Origin of the sequence: Bacillus inaquosorum KCTC 13429, assembly GCF_000332645.1 — a bacterium.
Taxonomy (GTDB): domain Bacteria; phylum Bacillota; class Bacilli; order Bacillales; family Bacillaceae; genus Bacillus; species Bacillus inaquosorum.
The window spans coordinates 123,269-143,113 of record NZ_AMXN01000006.1 but is presented as its reverse complement, the minus strand read 5'-3'; the positions used below and the strand labels follow the sequence as shown (position 1 = coordinate 143,113).

At 41.0% G+C, this 19,845-nt stretch carries 24 protein-coding genes, 7 tRNA genes and 2 pseudogenes; 4 read left to right on the top strand and 29 right to left on the bottom strand.

The window, feature by feature from the left end:
- Positions 1-167: 167 nt before the first annotated feature.
- Together BSI_RS05520 and BSI_RS05525 are read right to left on the bottom strand one after the other, a co-directional pair.
- On the bottom strand, positions 168-587 hold the full coding sequence (locus BSI_RS05520; protein WP_003240388.1) for a universal stress protein: 420 nt from the start codon (positions 585-587) through the stop codon (positions 168-170).
- A 17-nt stretch (positions 588-604) separates the two neighbouring features.
- Positions 605-2,071: a SulP family inorganic anion transporter gene (locus tag BSI_RS05525; RefSeq protein WP_003240386.1), complete on the bottom strand. Its 1,467-nt coding sequence runs from the start codon at positions 2,069-2,071 to the stop codon at positions 605-607.
- 217 nt (positions 2,072-2,288) lie between these two features.
- Between BSI_RS05525 and BSI_RS05530 the strand changes: the two genes are divergently transcribed.
- On the top strand, positions 2,289-2,846 hold the full coding sequence (locus tag BSI_RS05530; RefSeq protein ID WP_003240384.1) for a recombinase family protein: 558 nt from the start codon (positions 2,289-2,291) through the stop codon (positions 2,844-2,846).
- Between the two features lie 206 nt (positions 2,847-3,052).
- Here BSI_RS05530 and arsC read toward each other — a convergent pair whose 3' ends face one another.
- Genes arsC through BSI_RS0121410 form a run of 3 tightly spaced genes read right to left on the bottom strand, consistent with a single transcriptional unit; the run spans position 3,053 to position 5,150 of the window.
- Positions 3,053-3,472: an arsenate reductase (thioredoxin) gene (gene arsC / locus BSI_RS05535; RefSeq protein ID WP_003240381.1), complete on the bottom strand. Its 420-nt coding sequence runs from the start codon at positions 3,470-3,472 to the stop codon at positions 3,053-3,055.
- 20 nt (positions 3,473-3,492) lie between these two features.
- Complete coding sequence (locus BSI_RS05540; RefSeq protein WP_032732224.1) at positions 3,493-4,791, bottom strand: arsenical efflux pump membrane protein ArsB; 1,299 nt, start codon at positions 4,789-4,791, stop codon at positions 3,493-3,495.
- Between the two features lie 11 nt (positions 4,792-4,802).
- A complete protein-coding gene (locus BSI_RS0121410) occupies positions 4,803-5,150 on the bottom strand; it encodes an ArsR/SmtB family transcription factor (protein WP_032732223.1) in 348 nt (115 codons plus the stop codon).
- A gap of 179 nt (positions 5,151-5,329) precedes the next feature.
- Here BSI_RS0121410 and BSI_RS0121405 point away from each other — a divergent pair, with 179 nt between their 5' ends.
- Both BSI_RS0121405 and BSI_RS05545 read left to right on the top strand, forming a co-directional pair.
- Positions 5,330-5,650, top strand: a complete 321-nt coding sequence (locus tag BSI_RS0121405) for an ArsR/SmtB family transcription factor (protein WP_050556900.1) — start codon at positions 5,330-5,332, stop codon at positions 5,648-5,650.
- A 59-nt stretch (positions 5,651-5,709) separates the two neighbouring features.
- Entirely contained in the window at positions 5,710-7,005 is a 1,296-nt protein-coding gene (locus tag BSI_RS05545) for an NAD(P)-binding domain-containing protein (protein ID WP_003240377.1), read from the top strand.
- A 33-nt stretch (positions 7,006-7,038) separates the two neighbouring features.
- Here the strand turns inward: BSI_RS05545 and BSI_RS22220 are convergent, their stop codons facing one another.
- The 9 genes from BSI_RS22220 to BSI_RS05585 form a co-directional block, all read right to left on the bottom strand.
- The gene (locus BSI_RS22220) at positions 7,039-7,533 is read right to left on the bottom strand and encodes an arsinothricin resistance N-acetyltransferase ArsN1 family A (protein WP_003240375.1); all 495 of its coding nucleotides are present in this window, start codon (positions 7,531-7,533) and stop codon (positions 7,039-7,041) included.
- A gap of 239 nt (positions 7,534-7,772) precedes the next feature.
- Positions 7,773-7,856: transfer RNA gene (locus tag BSI_RS05550), tRNA-Leu, on the bottom strand.
- 79 nt (positions 7,857-7,935) lie between these two features.
- A tRNA-Leu gene (locus tag BSI_RS05555) sits at positions 7,936-8,017 on the bottom strand.
- Positions 8,018-8,028: 11 nt separating this feature from the next.
- Positions 8,029-8,104, bottom strand: a tRNA-Lys gene (locus BSI_RS05560).
- Positions 8,105-8,130: 26 nt separating this feature from the next.
- A tRNA-Gln gene (locus BSI_RS05565) sits at positions 8,131-8,205 on the bottom strand.
- 12 nt (positions 8,206-8,217) lie between these two features.
- A tRNA-Glu gene (locus BSI_RS05570) sits at positions 8,218-8,289 on the bottom strand.
- Positions 8,290-8,318: 29 nt separating this feature from the next.
- A tRNA-Ser gene (locus tag BSI_RS05575) sits at positions 8,319-8,409 on the bottom strand.
- 4 nt (positions 8,410-8,413) lie between these two features.
- Positions 8,414-8,488 (bottom strand) — tRNA-Asn (locus BSI_RS05580).
- A gap of 122 nt (positions 8,489-8,610) precedes the next feature.
- Positions 8,611-9,063 (bottom strand): SprT family protein, encoded by a 453-nt coding sequence (locus BSI_RS05585; RefSeq protein ID WP_003240373.1) that lies wholly within the window; start codon positions 9,061-9,063, stop codon positions 8,611-8,613.
- Positions 9,064-9,166: 103 nt separating this feature from the next.
- Between BSI_RS05585 and cmpA the strand changes: the two genes are divergently transcribed.
- Positions 9,167-9,280 carry a cortex morphogenetic protein CmpA gene (gene cmpA, locus BSI_RS22440; RefSeq protein ID WP_003225207.1) on the top strand — a complete coding sequence of 38 codons (114 nt, stop codon included), beginning with the start codon at positions 9,167-9,169 and terminating at the stop codon, positions 9,278-9,280.
- Positions 9,281-9,289: 9 nt separating this feature from the next.
- On the opposite strand, the gene BSI_RS05595 is transcribed toward cmpA, so the two are convergent.
- The 15 genes and pseudogenes from BSI_RS05595 to alr form a co-directional block, all read right to left on the bottom strand.
- Complete coding sequence (locus tag BSI_RS05595; RefSeq protein ID WP_003240370.1) at positions 9,290-11,449, bottom strand: Tex family protein; 2,160 nt, start codon at positions 11,447-11,449, stop codon at positions 9,290-9,292.
- Between the two features lie 91 nt (positions 11,450-11,540).
- Positions 11,541-11,984 carry a MarR family winged helix-turn-helix transcriptional regulator gene (locus BSI_RS05600; RefSeq protein ID WP_003240368.1) on the bottom strand — a complete coding sequence of 148 codons (444 nt, stop codon included), beginning with the start codon at positions 11,982-11,984 and terminating at the stop codon, positions 11,541-11,543.
- A pseudogene (locus tag BSI_RS05605) lies at positions 11,968-12,406 on the bottom strand (EVE domain-containing protein). The gene BSI_RS05600 and the pseudogene BSI_RS05605 overlap by 17 nt, the downstream one beginning before the upstream one ends.
- Positions 12,403-12,695, bottom strand: a pseudogene (locus tag BSI_RS23120) (hypothetical protein). Before BSI_RS23120 ends, BSI_RS05605 begins: the two co-directional pseudogenes overlap by 4 nt.
- A 220-nt stretch (positions 12,696-12,915) precedes the next feature.
- The gene (gene rsbX, locus BSI_RS05610) at positions 12,916-13,515 is read right to left on the bottom strand and encodes a phosphoserine phosphatase RsbX (protein WP_003240363.1); all 600 of its coding nucleotides are present in this window, start codon (positions 13,513-13,515) and stop codon (positions 12,916-12,918) included.
- A complete protein-coding gene (gene sigB / locus BSI_RS05615) occupies positions 13,515-14,303 on the bottom strand; it encodes an RNA polymerase sigma factor SigB (RefSeq protein WP_003240361.1) in 789 nt (262 codons plus the stop codon). Before sigB ends, rsbX begins: the two co-directional genes overlap by 1 nt.
- The gene (gene rsbW, locus BSI_RS05620) at positions 14,269-14,751 is read right to left on the bottom strand and encodes an anti-sigma B factor RsbW (RefSeq protein ID WP_003240359.1); all 483 of its coding nucleotides are present in this window, start codon (positions 14,749-14,751) and stop codon (positions 14,269-14,271) included. Before rsbW ends, sigB begins: the two co-directional genes overlap by 35 nt.
- On the bottom strand, positions 14,748-15,077 hold the full coding sequence (gene rsbV / locus BSI_RS05625) for an anti-sigma factor antagonist RsbV (protein ID WP_003240357.1): 330 nt from the start codon (positions 15,075-15,077) through the stop codon (positions 14,748-14,750). Before rsbV ends, rsbW begins: the two co-directional genes overlap by 4 nt.
- A 61-nt stretch (positions 15,078-15,138) precedes the next feature.
- The gene (rsbU, locus tag BSI_RS05630) at positions 15,139-16,146 is read right to left on the bottom strand and encodes a phosphoserine phosphatase RsbU (protein WP_003240354.1); all 1,008 of its coding nucleotides are present in this window, start codon (positions 16,144-16,146) and stop codon (positions 15,139-15,141) included.
- A gap of 11 nt (positions 16,147-16,157) precedes the next feature.
- Entirely contained in the window at positions 16,158-16,559 is a 402-nt protein-coding gene (gene rsbT, locus BSI_RS05635) for a serine/threonine-protein kinase RsbT (protein ID WP_003240352.1), read from the bottom strand.
- 3 nt (positions 16,560-16,562) lie between these two features.
- Positions 16,563-16,928 carry an RsbT antagonist protein RsbS gene (rsbS, locus tag BSI_RS05640; protein WP_003225190.1) on the bottom strand — a complete coding sequence of 122 codons (366 nt, stop codon included), beginning with the start codon at positions 16,926-16,928 and terminating at the stop codon, positions 16,563-16,565.
- 4 nt (positions 16,929-16,932) lie between these two features.
- Positions 16,933-17,757 carry an RsbT co-antagonist protein RsbRA gene (rsbRA, locus tag BSI_RS05645; RefSeq protein WP_003240350.1) on the bottom strand — a complete coding sequence of 275 codons (825 nt, stop codon included), beginning with the start codon at positions 17,755-17,757 and terminating at the stop codon, positions 16,933-16,935.
- A gap of 115 nt (positions 17,758-17,872) precedes the next feature.
- Complete coding sequence (gene ndoA / locus BSI_RS05650; RefSeq protein ID WP_003156187.1) at positions 17,873-18,223, bottom strand: type II toxin-antitoxin system endoribonuclease NdoA; 351 nt, start codon at positions 18,221-18,223, stop codon at positions 17,873-17,875.
- Between the two features lie 4 nt (positions 18,224-18,227).
- On the bottom strand, positions 18,228-18,509 hold the full coding sequence (gene endB / locus BSI_RS05655; protein WP_003225183.1) for a type II toxin-antitoxin system antitoxin EndoAI: 282 nt from the start codon (positions 18,507-18,509) through the stop codon (positions 18,228-18,230).
- Positions 18,510-18,623: 114 nt separating this feature from the next.
- Entirely contained in the window at positions 18,624-19,793 is a 1,170-nt protein-coding gene (alr, locus tag BSI_RS05660) for an alanine racemase (protein WP_003240348.1), read from the bottom strand.
- Positions 19,794-19,845 lie beyond the last annotated feature (52 nt).

Genomic DNA, 19,845 nt, shown 5'->3' with positions numbered 1-19,845 from the left:
CCCTTTTTATATTATTGATTAGAAATTATGATTTCTTCCTTGTAAAAATGAAGTAGTGCTTTTCATAAACAGACAGTGTTAATTAATATATTTCATTGGTGTCCAGTTCATATGGCTACACACAATAAAAACAAGCCGATTTTATTCTTAATCGACTTGTTCAACAATTACTTTACAATCAGCACAGGACAGTTCACACGTTTAGCAACTTTATGGCTTACACTACCCAACACCATCTCCTGTAATGAATTCAATCCCCTGCTGCCTACTATGAGCATATCAAATTGATTTTCATTTGCATAAGAGACAATTGTGGGTCCTGGTTCTCCATGTTTCATGATTAAATCATGTTGTACACCAGCTTGATCAAATTTTTTTATAATCGGGTCTAACTTCTTACGTCTTTCCATTTCCAATTCTTCAGTACTAGAAGTATGGAGCACTTCACTTTTTGCTTTTGAAAAGTCCTTAACATAAATGATCTCCACTCTTGAATCAGGTACCAGTTTTGCTATACGGATTGCATGTTCTGCTGATCGAATAGAATGTTCTGATCCATCAGCTGCCAACAAGATATTTTTATACATACCCCTTCACCTTCCCCTTAGTGACCTGACGGCTGTGCGTTCGGATTTTTGTAAGTAGCAAGCTTTTCAATCAAATTGTGGCTTGACTCGTTTAAGCCAACCAATTTAACATCTGCATGATGTTCTTTGAATTTCAAGACAACTTTATCTACTGCGGCGACACCTGAATCATCCCAAATATGCGCCTCGGAAAAGTTCATCACGATACGTTCTTTTACATCTTCATATGAAAATGAATTCACAAAATCTTGAACAGAAGCAAAGAACACTTGACCCTTAATATCATAAACAACTTCTTTATCTGAAACAGTAGTGATATCGACCCTTACTCTTGAAATTTTAGAAGCAAAGAATATGGCACTTAATATGACTCCTACAATTACACCAATGGATAAATTATCTGTTGCTACAACTGTAATCACAGTAACAATCATGACAACTGTATCAGTAAGTGGGACTTTTCTAAGCGTTCGGAGCGAAGACCAATCGAATGTTCCAATTGAAACCATAATCATAACGCCAACCAATGCAGGCATAGGAACTTGAACAACCCATTCACCTAAAACGAGTATTAAAAACATGAGGAACACGCCAGCCGTAAAGGTTGACAGCCTGCCTCTCCCTCCGGATTTTACGTTAATAACAGATTGACCGATCATCGCACATCCAGCCATACCGCCGAAAAATCCTGCAACGATATTGGCAATGCCTTGTCCTCGACTCTCTCTGTTTTTATTACTATCTGTGTCTGTCATGTCATCTACAATTGAAGATGTCAACAGCGACTCAAGCAGACCAACGACAGCAAGAGCAATAGAAGTCGGGAAGATAATTGACAGCGTCTCAAAGTTTAATGGAACATCGGGAATCAAAAAGCTCGGCAAAGCTTGTTTGATTGTTCCTAAATCTCCAACTGTTTGAACATTAAAATGACCCCAAATAGAAACGACCGTGAGAAATACTATCGCTATTAAAGGACTTGGAACAGCTTTTGTAATAAACGGGAACAAATAAATAATGACTAAGGTTATGCCGACAAACACATATGTCATACCGGATATACCAACAAAATGAGGAACTTGTGCCATGAAAATTAAAATGGCCAGTGCATTAACAAAACCTACCATGACCGATCGAGGTACAAATTTCATTAATCGCGCCACTTTCAGAACCCCAAATATGATTTGGATGATACCCGTCAGGATCGTAGCAGCAAACAGATACTGTAATCCATGATCCTTCACCAACGTTCCCATTAACAAAGCCATAGCCCCAGTAGCCGCAGAAATCATAGCAGGTCTGCCACCTGCAAAAGAAATCACTACAGCAATACAAAATGAAGCATACAATCCTACCATAGGATCAACACCTGCAATAATGGAAAAACCAATGGCTTCAGGTATTAAAGCTAAAGCAACGACAATACCAGCTAATAAGTCCCCCTTTATATTTGAGAACCACTCCATATTTAATTTTTTTAACATAAAATACAGTACACCTCTTTATGATTATTTTTGTTGACTTCTAACTCTCATAGAAGTCAGGGCCGTTTGTAACTATTTAAAATGTAACAAACAAGAATTCAAATGTCTACAATTTTTTGTACCAAAATAGATCTTTTTTGGAACTAATAGCGCACTCTGCGCTATCCATCTTATTTTGTTATAATAAAATATACAAAATTCATCAGGGGTTGATGATTTGATTTTTGGATATGCACGTCCGTTTAGTCAAGATCAGGATGTAACAAAACAGCTAGCCGCACTTAAAGAATACAACTGTGAAAAGATATATATTGAACAAACAAATTCAGCAAAAAACAGACCAGAATTTGAGTCATTATGTAGAAGTTTAAACATCGGAGATACCGTAGTCATTTATAAGTTGTACAGTATTGCCGACTCTACAAAAAACCTAATTGATATCATTCAATTCTTCAAAACAAAACAAATCAACTTTATTTCGTTTTTAGATAAAGTGGACACCTCCAAAAAAGACGGCTCCATTTTCTTCGATTTTTTAGAAAGAGTCAGCGAATTTCAATTTGACATAATTAGTGAAAACACAAAGGTTGGAATTCAAGAGGCAAAATTAAAGGGGAAAAATACAGGACGTCCGAGAAAACCTGATCATAATGTCCGCCGTGCTATGGAGATGTATCAAAGCAAAAAGTATACCATTCAGCAAATTACCAAAGAGACGGGTATCAGTAAAACAACGTTATACCGCTACTTAGATAATTGGAATGATTTTGACTAAATTTTATTTTTTCTTTGGAAAATTAAAAACTTGGAGCAGAATGCCTTAATTGTCTGCTCTTTTTTATACTCTAAAAGAATAAAAGAGCATGTACATTTAATTACAATGATGTGATTCAGGGCAAGAATTTAGTGTACGTTTGTAAAGCTATATTTATAAAAGGACACATTTAAAAAATGCATCCTTTGTAAAGAAAAGATTCAATTCTATTTACCTGTTTCAGCAAAATTCTTCAACCTATTCCCTATTTCATCACGTACTCTTTGGAAAAACGCCCATTTTTCTTTCTCTGTACCTTGTGCTTTTGCCGGATCATCAAACCCCCAATGCTCACGCTTTACATGAGGAGGCGTCATCGGGCATTTATCAGCTGCATCACCACAAAGTGTAACAACTAAATCAGCATTGTTTAAGATATCAGGGTCGATAATGTCTGATGTTTGATTAGAGATATCGATACCAACTTCTTTCATAGCTTTAACAGCATTCGGATTTAATCCATGTGCTTCAATTCCGGCACTGTATACATTCCACTCATCTCCAAGGTATTTTTTACCCCATCCTTCAGCCATTTGACTGCGACAAGAGTTTCCAGTACATAAAAAGTAAATTGTTTTCTTTGACATTTTCATCTTCTCCTTAAAGTTTAATGAATAATCAAAAGCCAAATATAAAGACCAACAAGTGTAATAAATAGTGTTGGGATTGTTAAGATAATTCCTGTTTTAAAGTATGTTCCCCAAGAAATTTTTACACCTTTTTGAGATAGAACATGTAACCATAAAAGTGTAGCCAGTGAACCAATTGGTGTTATTTTAGGTCCTAAGTCAGAGCCTATCACATTTGCATATATTAATGCTTCTTTCACTATCCCATGTGCATCTGTGCCGGCAATCGCTAATGCATCGATCATAACGGTAGGCATATTATTCATAATGGAAGACAATATAGCTGCAATAAAGCCCATCCCAATAGTACCCGCGAACAATCCTTGGTTAGACGCAGCTTGGATAATATCAGATAGAACATCTGTTAAACCTGCATTTCGTAATCCATATACGACAACATACATACCTATTGAGAAGAATACAATTGCCCATGGTGCGCCTTTAAGAACTTGTTTCGTCTGAACGGCTGAACTCTTTTGCGCCATTGCGAGAAATAAAATAGCAATGATACCAGCTATAATGGAAACAGGTATTGAAAACAGTTCACTTATAAAGTAGCCAACTAACAAGAGTCCTAAAACAATCCAAGAAATACGAAACATTTTCTGATCTTTTATAGCTTCAACAGGCTTTTTAACTTCAGAAAGATCATAATGTTTTGGAATGCTTTTTCTAAAGAAAAGGTAAAGAACAATGATACTCGCAATAAGCGAGAACAGGTTTGGAATAATCATTCTCGATGCATATTCAATGAATCCAATGTGAAAGAAATCTGCTGATACAATATTGACAAGGTTACTGACAACCAGTGGTAAGGATGTAGTATCTGCTATAAACCCACTTGCCACAATAAATGGAAAAACCAATTTTTCTTGAAAATTCAAAGCTCGAACCATAGCCAAAACAATTGGAGTTAAGATAAGAGCAGCACCATCATTCGCAAAAAATGCTGCAACAATTGCCCCCAGTATCGTCACATAAACAAACATCAGCACACCATTACCTTTGGCTGCTTTAGCCATATGTAAGGCTGCCCATTCAAAGAAACCTATATTATCGAGAATTAGAGAAATTATGATAATCGCAATAAACGCTAATGTTGCATTCCAAACAATTCCCGTCACATCTATAACGTCTTGAAAATTAACAACTCCTACAATTAAGGCTAATGCGGCGCCTCCGCAAGCTGACCAGCCAATAGATAAGTTTCTCGGCTGCCAAATAACAAATACAAGAGTCAGCACAAAAATAAGTGAAGCTAAGATTGACGATAACAACATAGAACCTCCTAACGACAAGAAACCTGAGTTTCTTTTTGTTTAATTGACTGTAACAACGTATCGTGACAATCAATCTTATTAAGAATAGACAGTATCAAATCGTACTCAGGACATGATTGGTTTATAGAATAAAAACGCCATTGCCCTTTTTTAGATTCATGTACAAGTCCTGCTTTTTTTAGTTTACTGAGATGCTGGCTAATAGCAGGTTGACTCATTTGAAACATATCAACTAACTGACAAACACAGTATTCTTTACTTTGAAGAAGTTTCATTATTAGGAGCCTCGTTTGATCGCTTAAAATTTTTAAGCAATGTACCACATTAACAGCTTCAAGATTAGATTGAGTAGTCATTTCTCCTCCCCCCCTTGCGCACATTGTATAATAAGTTAATAATATAAGTCAACGCTTATATAAATGAGTAGCAATTTAAACATCAAAAAAAATTGATTTTTATCTTGATTTCCTTTCTTATTTCACTTATGATAAGAACATCAAAATTATTTGATTAATAAACCAGAGGAGGACTTCATTTGTTACAAATACCTCTAGAGAATAAGCAGTTGCAAGAGACCTTTGAACATTACGAAAAAAAGTTTAAAGCATTATCTGATAGAAAAAGGCTTCATTTGTTACACATTCTTTGTGAACGTGGCTCTACCTGTGTTTGTGATTTAATTGATGAAATCCAGATGCCACAATCTAAGTTATCTTATCACTTAAAAATTTTATTAGATGCAGGCTTAATTACAAAAGAAACAAAAGGTACATGGAGTTATTACTCATTGAACGAAAAAGAAATAAACCATTTGCTATCAGCAGAATTATGCTGTTTATTCCGCCCTTCTCGCTAGGAAGGGAATTATTTTAAATTATATATCAAAAAAAATTGATTTATAGGAGGATACATATTATGAAAAAAACATTACCAGTAGCCATTATTGGGGGAGGACCAGTAGGAATTGCCGCAGCAGCTCATCTTGTTAAAAGAAACGAATCATTTATTCTGTTTGAATCAGGAAAAGAAATCGGAACCAACTTTTTAAATTATGGGCATGTACGGCTGTTTTCACCCTGGGAATATAATATAGACCAAGCAGCAAAAGAATTGTTACAAAAACACGTTATTCCTCTTCCTCCAAAAGATGAACTCCCACTAGGACAAGAAATTGTTTCCAAATACTTAAAACCACTAACGGAACTGCCTGAACTGAAACCTTATATCCATGTGAACAGCCCTGTTCTTCATGTTGGAAAAAAAGGGTTTGATAAAGTCAAAACAAAAGGCAGAGATCAAGCACCCTTTATCATTCGAGTGAAAGTAAACAACACTGAAGAGAAAATATATGAAGCAAAAGCAGTTATTGACGCTACAGGTACTTGGCAAAATCCAAATCCAATAAACGCTGAAGGACTCATAACTGATGCTGAAAAAAGGATTTCTAATCAGATTTATTATGGAATTCCAGATATTTTAAATCGGGATCGAAATCGATATAAAAATAAGACTGTTGCAGTTGTTGGGAGTGGTCATTCAGCTGTAAATACTTTGCTAGATTTAACACAGTTAAAAGAGCAAACTGAAAATACAGAGATCATCTGGATTCTAAGAAAACAGGATATTACAGAAGTTTTCGGGGGAGAAGGAAATGATCAGTTGCCTGCTAGAGGGCAATTAGGGACAAAATTACGGGGCATCTTAGAAAATGGACTTATTAAATCGTACCCTTCAACATTCATTGAAAATATCGCATCCACATCTGACGGTAAATTAAATATTCTAGCATTCCAGCAACAGGAACAAAAAATAATTAAAGATGTAGACGAAATTATTGCGAATACAGGTGCAAGACCAGATTTTCAGTTTTTAAAAGAAATTCGCCATACATTTGATTCTGCTTTAGAGTGCGTGCCAGATTTGGCTAATTTAATTGATCCTAATATCCACAGCTGCGGAACTGTTCGACCACATGGCGAAAAAGAATTAAGACAACCTGAAAAAAACTTCTATATTATTGGCTCAAAAAGTTACGGAAGAGCACCGACATTCTTATTAGCTACTGGTTACGAGCAGGCTCGTTCTGTTGTGGCATATATCACTGGTGATAAGGAATCTGCTGAACGTGTGGAATTAAAACTACCTGAAACAGGAGTTTGTAAACTAACACCAAAACCTTCTGTTGCTAAAACATCATGCTGTTGTGATTAATATAAAAAAACAGGTCTCTCTTTAGAGACCTGTTTACTTTGTAAGTATTTTCTCCATTGCCATTACATCTACATAATGACCGTCGATTTTCCCTTGTTCTTTAAATATACCAACTTCGCGATACCCCATTGAAGCATATAAACCCTGCCCTAATTGATTAAAAGGAAATGTAAATAACACGATCTTATGTATCTTGGATTTAATTGCTTCTTTTTCAATATTCGACAAAAGTTCTTTACCTATACCTTTTCCTCGATGATTACGATCAATATATATAGATAAATCAGCAACACCTTGGTATGCGCAACGGTGAGAATATGGATTTAGAGAAACCCACCCTACTACACAATGGTCTATTTCAGCAACAAGGACCTTATATTTCCCTTCACGATTAGAAAACCAATTTGCCATATAATCAATATCTTTTTCTTCTACTTCTAATGTAGCAATCTGATCAGCTATGCCTTGGTTATAAATATCTAATATTCTATTTACATCCGATTCTTTTGCAGTTCTTATAAGAAGCATCCCCTATCCCCTTTCTTTTTTTACATTTTAATCAATTTTTTTTGATTAATCAAGTATACAAACACTACCTGCCACTTTAAAGGAAAATATCAAAAATACAAGAAATGTTTCATGAACACCTATCCTAATAATTTAAAAAGATAACTTACTTTAGGTAAGTGGGCAGTTTGTGGGCAGCAGACAATCTAAAAACAAGCACAAAAAAATACCAAGGATGTCAAAACCCTTGGTATCATTGATGCGGCCGAGAGGACTTGAACCTCCACGGGTTATTCACCCACTAGGCCCTCAACCTAGCGCGTCTGCCATTCCGCCACGACCGCGTGATCATTAAATTGTTTGTGCTGGTTTATTAGACTCTTAACCTAGTAAAACCAATTTGCGTGCACTTTGTAATTAAAGTGCGGGTGAAGGGACTCGAACCCCCACGTCGTAAGACACTAGATCCTAAGTCTAGCGCGTCTGCCAATTCCGCCACACCCGCAAAAATACAAATGGTGAGCCATGAAGGACTCGAACCTTCGACCCTCTGATTAAAAGTCAGATGCTCTACCAACTGAGCTAATGGCTCTTACTATTCAATTTCAAAAATAAAAATGGCTGGGCTAGCTGGATTCGAACCAACGCATGACGGAGTCAAAGTCCGTTGCCTTACCGCTTGGCTATAGCCCAACGAAAATGGAATGACCCGTACGGGATTCGAACCCGTGTTACCGCCGTGAAAGGGCGGTGTCTTAACCGCTTGACCAACGGGCCGATGGTTGAGAACTTATATCGAATTCTTATGGCGGAGAAGGAGGGATTTGAACCCTCGCGCCGCTTACGCGACCTACACCCTTAGCAGGGGCGCCTCTTCAGCCACTTGAGTACTTCTCCAATATGGCTCCACAGGCAGGATTCGAACCTGCGACCGATCGGTTAACAGCCGATAGCTCTACCACTGAGCTACTGTGGAATAATGAGACAAGACTTATTATATCAGCCTCGATTTACAGTGTCAAGAGGTAAATGTTTTTATTTATCTCTCGTGACGACTTTTATAATGTAACATAGGCTTGCCATATTCGTCAACCTTTTTCACGAAAAAATTCTTTTTATTTTTCCGCGGCATTTTCCGCATCTGTATCTGTCAGGGTTCATGGCACGCTTCTTTATATACTGTTGGCCGCAGGCCGTGCAGATATACATATAAGTTTTTTTGCTTTCAGTTTTTTTCTTAAGGGGTGTACAGAACCTTGGCGCGTTGACTTCATGCAACAGCATTCGAAAATCTCTGTCTCTGTGCTTATACCCTTTTCCCTCAAGGTGAAGATGATAATGGCAGAGCTCGTGCTTGATGATGCCGATCAGTTCCTCCCTGCCGTGTTCAATCAAATATTTCCTGTTCAATTCAATGTTATGAGAGGTTAACAGGTACCTTCCGCCCGTGGTCTTGAGCCGGTCATTAAAAAGCGCCTGATGGCGGAACGGCTTTTTAAAATACGTTTCAGAAATATCCTCTGTCAGCTTTTGAAGCTCTTTGTTATCCATGGTGCACCTCACTTAAAAAACATTGAACGGGACAATTCACCGTTCGCATACAATATGGTAATCACCGTCCCTCTTATGATAAAAGCTGAGGAGGAATGAGCCTATGCCAAATTGGCTTAAAAAGCAGATGCAAAAAGCGTTCCTTGAAAAAGATAATTACCAAATTAAACTGCTGAATCAATGCTGGTATTTCTATAGGAAAAAACACTGCTCGTAAGCAGTGCTTTTATTTTACCATAGACAGCGATACTCTGCCTTTTTGTACATCTACGCCGTCAACCCAAACTGTCACGATATCGCCGACAGATACGACATCAAGAGGATGCTTGACGAATTGATTGCTGAGTTTTGAGATATGCACAAGCCCGTCTTGTTTGACTCCGATATCAACAAACGCTCCGAAGTCCACTACATTGCGCACGGTGCCCTGCAGCTCCATTCCCTCTTTCAAATCTTCCAGCTGAAGGACGTCTGTTTTCAGTAAAGGCTTAGGCACCTCATCGCGAGGATCGCGTTCCGGCCTTGTCAGCTGTTCACAAATATCTTTCAGGGTGATTTCTCCGATTCCCAGCTCTTTTGCCGTTTCAGAAAGCGCCAGCTGATTGATTTTGTCCTTCAATTCCGCCGTGCCGATTTGTTCTGTTGAAAGGCCGAGCTTTTTCAATAGCGCTTTTGTTTCTTTGTAGCTTTCCGGGTGGATGCCTGTTCTGTCCAAAGGCTCTGTCCCTTCCTGCACTCTTAAGAAACCGATACACTGCTCATAGGTTTTCGCACCGAGTCTCGGGATGTCCTTCAATTCCTTTCGATTAGAAAACTTCCCGATTTCCTCACGTTTTTTGACAATGTTGCCTGCGACAGACTTTGATAATCCCGCTACATATTGAAGCAGCGCGGCGGATGCTGTGTTGACGTTTACTCCAACCTGGTTAACGACCGTTTCGACGACGAAACGCAGAGATTCATTTAAGCGTTTTTGGCTGACGTCATGCTGATACTGCCCGACACCCACAGACTTTGGATCGATTTTGACGAGTTCCGCGAGCGGGTCTTGAAGTCTTCGCGCAATAGATACGGCACTGCGCTCTTCAACCTGAAGTTCAGGGAATTCTTCTCTGGCAAGCTCAGAAGCCGAATATACGCTTGCTCCCGCTTCATTGACGATCACATAATAAATTTTACGCGGCATGTCCTTCAATACATTGACGATGAATTGCTCCGTTTCTCTGGACGCCGTGCCGTTTCCGATCGCCACCATCTCGACTTGATACTGCTCAAGAATCGCTTTGACTTTTTCATGGGCTTCCTTCGTTTTTTTGACTGGCGCATGGGGGTAGATGACATCAATTTTCAAGACTTTTCCGGTCTCATCTGACACAGCGAGCTTACAGCCAGTTCGGAAGGCCGGGTCAACACCGAGAATGGTTTTGCCTTTCATCGGCGGCTGAAGCAGAAGCTTTCTCAAGTTTTCAGAGAAAATATGAATCGCCTGTTCATCCGCTTTTTCTGACAGCTCTTTTCTGATTTCACGCTCGATTGCCGGCTGGATCAGCCTTTTATAGCTGTCTTCAATCGTCTCCTGCAAAATCTCTTTTACGGATGTTGAGCGGTTCTTGATGATCTGTTTTTCTAAATACGCCTTGATGTGATCTGCAGGCGGTTCGATAGATACCTTTAAAATGCCTTCTTTTTCGCCGCGGTTCATCGCCAGCACCCTGTGCGGAACGACTTTTGCGATTGGCTCTTCATACTCGTAATACATTTCATAAACATTTTTCTCGTCGGTGTCTGCCGACTTACCGGCTGTAGACTTAATGGTTCCTTTTTTAAAGGTCTCCTGGCGAATCCACTTTCTGAAATTCGGCTCGTCTGAGATTTGTTCCGCAATAATGTGCTTGGCGCCTTCAATCGCTTCTTCCCTTGTGAACACTTCTTTTTCTTCACTGATGTATTGGTCTGCGATTTCTGCCAGACGATCATCCTGCGGAAGTGTCAAGATATAGTCGGCAAGCGGCTCGAGGCCTTTGCTTTTCGCGACTGTCGCCTTTGTTTTGCGTTTTTGTTTATACGGGCGGTAAAGGTCTTCCACTTCCTGAAGCTTCACCGATTGCTCAATTTTTCGTTTTAAGTCATCTGTCAGTTTATCCTGCTCTGCAATGAGCCTGATGACTTCTTCTTTTCGCTGATTCAGGTTTTGTATGTATTGCCAGCGTTCAGAAATCGTCTGAATCTGAACCTCATCCATTGAACCCGTCTGCTCTTTTCGATACCGGGCGATAAACGGGACTGTGTTGCCGTCCTCAAGCAGGCGGATGACACTTTCAACGTGTTTTTGTGATAAACTTATTTCTTTCGCAATTTGCTGTTTTAAAAGGGCTGACGTTTCCATGTAACCAAAGCCTCCAATTTTGTCGTTCTTTCTCTAGTGTATCAAAAACCGAAAAAAACACATAAAAAAAGACAGCTGGCGCTGCCCGTGTTTACTCATTTTTTAAAAGTTCCTGCAAGCCGCTCAAAAAGTTCTCTTTTTCCATCGCAGCCGCAAAGAAGGCTTGATCAATCTCCTCAACAATCGGCAGAGCCGCTGTTACTTTTTCTCCTCCTGTTTCTGTAAGTGACAGGAGGACCTCTCTTTTATCCTGAGGATTTTTGCTTCTTTGGATAAATCCTTTTCTCTCAAGCGTCCGCACAACCTCCGAAACCATCATGATATTGGTCTGGCTGAAGTTTGCGAGTTTTTTTTGCGTGACGGTTTCTCCGTGGGCAATCATGTACCTGCACGAGGTCAGCAGAACAAATTGAACGTGGGTCAGATCAAACTCAGCCAACGCTTTTCCCACTTTCCGCTGCCAGCTTTGTGTAACCTGCCATAATAAAAAACCCGGGCTTGTGTTCGGACCGCTAAATTCAGAGTGCCATTCCACTTATATTTACTCCCATCGCTTGTGATATTGTCAAAAAGTCATTTTTGCTGATTTCAAAGTGTCCTCTCCGAAATAAAAAGCCGAGATGCTTGGTTTCCTGAACGAATTCAAGTTGTGATTTAATGCCGTAAAAACCGATTTTATCGCATGGATAGTAGTCTATATCTAATCGGTATGGGATAAAATTCGGAGCCATTTGATATGGGTAGATGTTTCCGCTTTTCACTTTGCCGATCGCAGTAAAACTCCGCAGCAGTTTGCCGTCTGGATATGCGTCTCTCGGAGAATAATAAATTAGCCAATCTCCCTCTTTCATTTTGGCGAGCGGGGCTTTTTTTCCGTGACACAGCTGTGCAAAAGCTGGCAGCACCTTTTAATACATGCTGCTCTGACACAACGCCGATCCAATATTTCGTGTTCATTTTATCACTCCTCCGCAAAGGTGGACAAGCCTGCTGACAGCCGCCGGGATGTCTTTAGACAGTTCATGCCCGATGATTTCTCCCCATTTTTTTGCTTCAGCTCCTTCTAATACAATCCCATGCGTTATGTGAAGACCTTCTTTTTGCTTTTGAAGCACATGAGAAAATTCAATTTTTACATTGGTATGCGACATATTGGCCATGACAGAAAATGACCGATGTTTCTCCACTTGTTCAAGCCAAAAGGGAACTGTATTTCCTTGCTGAAGCAATGTACCTTCCGTTCCATTTTGAAATGGCCCTCTCAAAGAAACTGATGCGATACCCGCATCCCATTGATTCCATGTATCTGTCTCCTGATAATGATTCCATATTTCTTCTAGATCAACATCCGCTATCGCTGTGTATTCATAATTCCACATTCTACAACCTCCCTAAATAATAAGTGTACTTATTAATAGTCAACCGAAAAAAGAAGCCGGTATTCCAGCTTCTCGTTTTCTGACTTCCTAGGACAACTGTCCAAGAATATAGGTCAGATCATCTTTTCTTGATGTCGTATACATTTTCAGCGAATTCGATATTTCTTCTACCGATTGGCCTTTTTTCAAATGGGAGCGGATGTCGGGCACGTTGAGTCCATCTGTATGTATAATGAACTTTGAACCCTTTTCATAAGTGGCGGTGTGCGTTTTGTATTTTTGCGGCTTGCCTGATAAATAGCCTGAAATCGGCAGAGGATAAAAGCTTTCACCAGACGGGGAATGCAGAATAAACCGTACGTTTCCGACAGAGCAGTACGTAAACTGCCTTTGTTCAAAATTGATTTTCAGGATAGATGCTGTTGCGCCTCTTTTGTTTTTCATCGCCTGATTACAGCGTTCGATAATGCTTTGTACGTCTTCATTCGCATAGTTTTCCACTAAGGCTTTGATGGCTGCAGAGGATTCGTTGGCAAGCGATCCGCTTCCAAGTCCGTCAGCTACCGCACAAATTAACTCCTTATCATCAGCCTTCATAAAAAAGCTGTCGCCGCAAATCGATTTTCCTTCTTTATTCATTTGGTATACAAGGGTTTGAATATGCTCGTTTTCTTCAACCTGGATCATTACATTAACTCCATGGAGGGATCTTCAATCAAGGCCTCTCTGAGCTTCTTCACAGCTTTGCGCTGCAGACGCGAGACGTGCATTTGAGATATACCGAGAATGTCCCCAGTTTCTTTTTGGCTTTTGTTTTGGATATACGTAAGGTCTATGATTTGTTTTTCACGGTCTGAAAGGACATGAAGCACGCTTTGCAGCATCATTTGCTGGTTGACCCGCTCATATCCGTCCTCCTGTGATCCGACGATATCAAGAATCGTGACGGTGCTTCCGTCCGCATCCGCTTCAATGCTGTGGTCAACGGATAAGGCTTGATAGCTTTTGCCCATTTCCATCGTTTCAAGAACCTCTTCTTCTGAAACATCAAGGAATTCGGCAATCTCTTCTACTTTCGGCGACCTTTGTGTTTCAGTCGTCAGCTGATCAACCGCCATTTTGATTCTTGGTCCCAGTTCTTTAATCCGTCTCGGCACGTGAACGCTCCACGTTTTATCTCTGAGGAAACGTTTAATTTCACCGATGATTGTAGGAATTGCAAAAGCTTCAAACGATTTGCCGACGACGGGATCATATCGCTTAATCGCGCCGAGCAGCCCAATCATGCCGACCTGGCGGAGATCCTCGTGAAAGCTTTTGCCTTTTGAATATTTTTTCGCAAGCATATCAACCAGATTTGTATACACCTGCACAAGCGTTTCTTGCGCCTGTTCATCTTGATTTGTTTGGTAATCGCTTATGAGCCGATCGACTTCATCCTTAGTTAGTTTCGTAGTTTTTGATGGTTGTGTCATGATCAACTCGCTCCCCATTTAAATACTTTGTCATCGCTACGGTGACGCCGGAGTTGTTTTGCACTCTGACTTCATCCATGAGCGTTTCCATTAAATATAGACCGAGCCCTCCTTCTGATAATTGATCGACTGTGTGTGAAGGTGTGTACGGCCCAAGATCCTGCTGTTTTTCATCAAAATCAAAGCTGTCGCCTTCATCCGCCACAATGACCTCTAAACGATCCTCGAACACACCGAATCGTATTGACACTTCCCCATTTTTATCTTCTTTGTAAGCGTGCTGAACCGCATTTGTACACGCTTCACTGACTGCGATTTTCAGATCTTCAATTTCATCGTACGTATAGCCCATTCTGCTCGCGACGCCTGACAGTGTCAGCCTTATAATCCCTACATATTCAGGCTGGGCCGGCACTTTCATTTCGATGTAATCTGCGTTATTCTTCATTGCACTCCACCTTCTGACTTTGCAGAAATATCAATGATGTCCTTAAGACCAGTAATTTCGAATAGACGGATCAGCCGGTCAGACAGATTTTCAAGCTTGAGGGAACCGCCTTGTTTTTTCACTGTTTTAAAAACCCCTACAAAGACGCCAAGTCCGGTACTGTCCATGTAGCTGACATCCTTCAGGCAAATCCTTAAGTCAGCGCCTTGTTCTGCTAGAGGAACAAGCTTCTCTCTGAGCACCGGAGCTGAATACACATCGATTTCTCCTGCAATGTTTACTTGTATATCATCCACATTCTGTTTCACATCAACATTTATATTCATTCGTATCACCTCAAATTATCCTTCAAATCTTTAATTGTTGTATACCCTCGGCTCGCAAACGCTAAACCTTTCTTCTTAAAACAATTAACGTAAAATCATCGTGAAGCTGAAAATCCTGCAATTTGAGGAGGCTGTCATAAATGTTTTTGACCATTTCCTGCGCAGAGCCACACATATGTTCCTCAATGAGCTTCTGTATATCATGACGCTCCAAGAAGCCGTTTTCCGTCCTGCATTCTGTGACGCCGTCAGAAAAGAGAACAATCATATCTCCCTTTTCCAGATGCTGATCAAATTGTTTGTAGTCATAATCCTGCGAGATACCAAGAACGAGCCCTTTGGCCTCTAAATCGTAAAACGTGTTGTCTTTCTGAGAATAATAGAATCCCGGTTCATGTCCTGCTGAAGCGTATGTAAATCGATGCTTGTCCATATTGTAATTTGCATAAAACATCGTAATAAACATACTTGCGTCAACGTTTTGTTCAACAACCCGATTTAAATTTTTCAGCACCTGAGAAGGGTGTATACCCGTTTCCGGCAAAGAGTCCATCGCGTATTTAATCATGGACATGCAAAGTGCCGCCGGAATGCCTTTTCCGATCACGTCCGCGATTGCGATATTAATCGATTCCTTGTCTTTGACAAAGTGGTAGTAATCACCGCTCATCTGTTTAGCGGGCACACTGATGGCGCCGATATCCAGTGCTTCTTCCTGCGGAATCTTTGTTCCGAGCAGCGTCTGCTGGACATTTGCCGCAATTTCAATTTCTGATTTGATTTCCTGCTGTATCCCCCTGAGGGTTTGATGCTCCTGATAAGCCATTCCATATCCAATCATGACTTCTATTAAAAAATCCAGCGAATGAAAAACATCTTCCGGGAGACTCGGATACAGCTCCTTCAGCACTTTGCGATGAATGCTGATGATTTCTTCCGGAGGAATTTGATGCTCGATTGTTTTTCGGCTGAATTTTTGGGCTTGATATAAAGATGTTTCTGTTAATTCGGCTATATATCGACTAAGCAGCTGATGATACCGCTGCTCAATAACCTCCCTAAAATCCACGTTCTTACCTCCTACCGAAGCCATTTAATGGCTTGTATCTCTGTTCCTTCCCCCGATACGGAATTTAAACTGAATTCATCCATCAGCCTTTTCACGCCGGGAAGTCCCGCTCCGAGTCCGCCAGACGTTGAAAACCCGTCTTCCATGACTTTGCGGATATCAGGAATTCCCGGCCCTTGGTCTTCCGCTATGATTTTCAGGCCCTTTTTTCCTCTGTCTGCGACCTGTTCAATTCCAATCTGGCCTTTACCGGCGTATAAATAAATGTTCCTGGCTAATTCTGAAATAGCCGTTGTAATTCTAGCCTGGTCTACCGTGCCGAAACCGAGTTCTTTTGCAACGTTTCGTCCCAGTTGTCTGGCGGCCACAATATCCCATTCTGTCATGATTTTTACACAGGATTGGTCGTTCATTCGCTATTCCCCCAATTCCCGCTTCAATGTCTCAAGCCCCTGCTCTAAGTCGAGCGCGGTTTCGATTTCCTCAAGTGCGATTCCAAGTTCAATCAGCGTAACTGCCACAGCAGGCTGAATTCCCGTCAAGACCACTTTTGCGCCCATTAGTTTAGACATCGTGATCACGTCGCCCAGCACTTTAGCGATAAAGGAATCAATCATGTCCACAGATGTCAGGTCAATGACAACCCCGTTAGCACCTGTTTCGTATATTTTATTTAATAAGTCTTCTTGAAAGGTTAATGCGGTTTGGTCATCAAGTTCCCATTGAATGGACACTAATAAGCAATTATACAGTTTCAAGATCGGGATTTTCGGATGTCTCAAAATGTTATTCCCCCAATGAAACAATTTTTCGATCTGTCATTTCCAATGCTGTTTGAATTCCTTTTTGCAGGGTATTCTTAGTAATAACTTGGGATAAATCTATCCCCAGGTTAACGATGGTCTGTGCAATTTCCGGACGGATTCCGGCTAGCAGGCATTTCGCTCCGACAAGCCTTACCGCCTCAGACGCCTGAATAATATGATGGGCAACCATCGTGTCGACGACAGGAACACCCGTAATATCAATCAACACGACTTGTGATCGGTGTTTGACGACGCCGTTTAAAAGGTTTTCCATAATTCGTTTAGCGCGTTCGGTATCAATTGTTCCGACAAGCGGCATCACGGTGATATTTTCAAACACCGGGATGAGTGGCGCAGATAGCTCCTGCAGCGCGATTTTTTGCAGGGATACTGTTTTCTCCCATGAGATTGAGTATTGGTTAAAGATTTCTGTATTAATCGGGCTGAAAAAGCGGTCGATCTGCCAGATTAATTCCGTACTCTCTTGATCTGGCAATCTCTTATCATTCATTTTCGTGTAGAGACGCTTCCAGAATTCAGCTAGCGCCGTAGCCAGAAACTTCAAAGAAAGTCCAATTTGGACGGCTCTCAGCGCCAGTTCGCTGATTTGGCTTTCAGCAGCACTGTCATCCTTAACAGATGAAAGAAGAATGTCGATATACTCTTTAGATATATTTTCATACACTTGGTCAGTCAGCTGATATGATTCTTGCTCGCTTAATTCTTTTAGTGTGTCAGTCCACAGTTGGAGCAGTTCATTTTGATTCTCGGCAATGAACTGGTATACAGTCTGATTCGACATCAAATTCGCTTACCTCCCGATAAAAAACAACATATTTTTTTCGTTATTTCACTATTATATCGTTTATGTTTTTTGAAAACAAAAAAAGTTGCTCTATTTGAGCAACCTGTACATATGTCTAAAAATCAATGAGTGCCAAACTGATTTGTAAGGCTTCATCAACCTTATCCATCATTTCATCATCCAGATGAGTAATCTTATCCGTTAATCTTTGCTTGTCAATCGTCCGAATTTGCTCCAGCAAAATAACGGAATCTCTTTCAAAACCGTAGCGTTTTGCATCGATTTCGACGTGGGTTGGTAATTTCGCTTTCTGTATTTGTGCTGTTATGGCTGCAACAATAGCAGTTGGGCTGAAGCGATTTCCGATGTCATTTTGGATCACTAAAACCGGGCGCACCCCGCCTTGCTCTGAGCCAACAACAGGAGATAAATCAGCAAAATAAACATCGCCGCGTTTCACAATCAAATGATTATCCTCCGCTGACTAAGCGCTCAACTGTCGTTTCAGCCTCGCACTCCGCAAAGTGAGCCTCAGAAGAAATATTCAGGTTGATTTTCGCCATTTCCATATAGCCGCGTCTCATCAAATCACGGTTGTGACGAGTTGTTCGTTCGCTGACATACGCTCTCACTGCTTGTGATATCAGTTCGTTTCTGCTTCGTTTCTCCCGCATCGCTACACCATCCAATTCAGCTACTAGGTTTTCGGGCAAGCTGATTTTCATTTCGGTTCTTGCGCTGGATTCAGACAAAAAACATACACCTCCACCAAACTTACGGATACGACTCTTTTATCCATCCAGTGATAATGATACCATTATTCACTCTTCAAGCAAAGCTGTTTTATGAATTCTCATTATGAGATGCTATTTGCTTGCATTTTCCTGCAATAAAGGATTTCTTACTTCCATTATACTCCCATTTTCCAAAAACATACGGGGAACCCGGGAACTTATTGTACAAGATACCTCGTAGTTAATGGTTTCGAGCCTGCCTGCAATCTCATCCATGGAAATATATTCATCCCCCTGCCGGCCAATTAATGTGACTTTTGTGCCTGGCGGATATTCCTGATCCAGCTCTACCATAAATTGGTCCATGCAGATTCGGCCGGCGATTTTCAGCCGTTTTCCCTTCACAAGAATTTCGGTTCCTTTCAATTTTCGAAGCCAGCCGTCCGCATAGCCTACAGGCACCGTCCCGATCCATGTGTCTTTTTCCGCTGTGTATTCCGCTCCGTAGCTGACGCTCTCGCCTTTTCTGATCAATTTGACATGCGACAGCGTCGAATGCAGGGTGAATGCGGGACGCAGCTGAAACGGTATTTCGTCCGTAATGTCGGCTGACGGACGGAGACCGTACATGCCGATGCCGAATCTGACCGCGTTGAAAAAGCCTTTTTTCAGCCGAAGACCGGCGGCGCTGTTGGCGCAGTGCACCATCATTTTTTTTAGCGGCAGCGGAGCAATCAGTTCTTTAAAGCGCTCAAACTGCATGAAGAAATAGTCTCTTTCTTTTTCATCCGCTGTCGCAAAATGCGTAAATACCCCTTTGCATTTGAAACGGGGGTTGCGATCAAGAATCGCCATCACGTGATGAACTTCTTCTTCTGTTTTTACACCAAGCCTGTTCATCCCCGTATCGACCTTCAAATGAAAATGAAGGGAACCTTTTTTCAAGTGGCGGGCTGCTTCCTGAAGCCATTCAACAGAATAACCTGTTAATGTCACGTCATATTCCGCCGCGATTGCCACATACTCCGGGGGAACCGCGCCAAGCACCAATATAGGCGCCTTCAGGCCCTTCTCGCGCAGTGAGATCGCTTCATCCAGAATGGCCACGGCCAAGCATGAAGCACCTGCGTCAAGAGCAGCCTTTGCTACTTCTGCATCACCATGTCCGTAGGCGTTCGCTTTTACAACTGCCATCAGATGGACATGTTCGCCGATGTGTTCTTTCATATTGCTGACATTTTCCTTTATCGCGGACAAGTCGATTTCCGCCCACGTATCTCTGTAAAAAGGTTTTGTGCTCATAATGACACTTCCTAGCTTTTATTCAATATCATTTACATATCATACTAAAATT

What these genes read in the sequence shown, in the direction of transcription:
- BSI_RS05545 (WP_003240377.1), top strand. Translation starts at nt 5,710, where the DNA reads ATGAAAAAAACATTACCAGTAGCCATTATTGGGGGAGGACCAGTAGGA.
- BSI_RS05585 (WP_003240373.1), bottom strand. Translation starts at nt 9,063, where the DNA reads ATGGATAACAAAGAGCTTCAAAAGCTGACAGAGGATATTTCTGAAACG.
- arsC (WP_003240381.1), bottom strand. Translation starts at nt 3,472, where the DNA reads ATGTCAAAGAAAACAATTTACTTTTTATGTACTGGAAACTCTTGTCGC.
- sigB (WP_003240361.1), bottom strand. Translation starts at nt 14,303, where the DNA reads ATGACACAACCATCAAAAACTACGAAACTAACTAAGGATGAAGTCGAT.
- rsbW (WP_003240359.1), bottom strand. Translation starts at nt 14,751, where the DNA reads ATGAAGAATAACGCAGATTACATCGAAATGAAAGTGCCGGCCCAGCCT.
- alr (WP_003240348.1), bottom strand. Translation starts at nt 19,793, where the DNA reads ATGAGCACAAAACCTTTTTACAGAGATACGTGGGCGGAAATCGACTTG.
- BSI_RS22220 (WP_003240375.1), bottom strand. Translation starts at nt 7,533, where the DNA reads ATGCTTCTTATAAGAACTGCAAAAGAATCGGATGTAAATAGAATATTA.
- rsbX (WP_003240363.1), bottom strand. Translation starts at nt 13,515, where the DNA reads ATGATCCAGGTTGAAGAAAACGAGCATATTCAAACCCTTGTATACCAA.
- BSI_RS05520 (WP_003240388.1), bottom strand. Translation starts at nt 587, where the DNA reads ATGTATAAAAATATCTTGTTGGCAGCTGATGGATCAGAACATTCTATT.
- rsbV (WP_003240357.1), bottom strand. Translation starts at nt 15,077, where the DNA reads ATGAATATAAATGTTGATGTGAAACAGAATGTGGATGATATACAAGTA.
- rsbT (WP_003240352.1), bottom strand. Translation starts at nt 16,559, where the DNA reads ATGAACGACCAATCCTGTGTAAAAATCATGACAGAATGGGATATTGTG.
- BSI_RS05595 (WP_003240370.1), bottom strand. Translation starts at nt 11,449, where the DNA reads ATGGAAACGTCAGCCCTTTTAAAACAGCAAATTGCGAAAGAAATAAGT.
- BSI_RS05525 (WP_003240386.1), bottom strand. Translation starts at nt 2,071, where the DNA reads ATGTTAAAAAAATTAAATATGGAGTGGTTCTCAAATATAAAGGGGGAC.
- cmpA (WP_003225207.1), top strand. Translation starts at nt 9,167, where the DNA reads ATGCCAAATTGGCTTAAAAAGCAGATGCAAAAAGCGTTCCTTGAAAAA.
- BSI_RS0121410 (WP_032732223.1), bottom strand. Translation starts at nt 5,150, where the DNA reads ATGACTACTCAATCTAATCTTGAAGCTGTTAATGTGGTACATTGCTTA.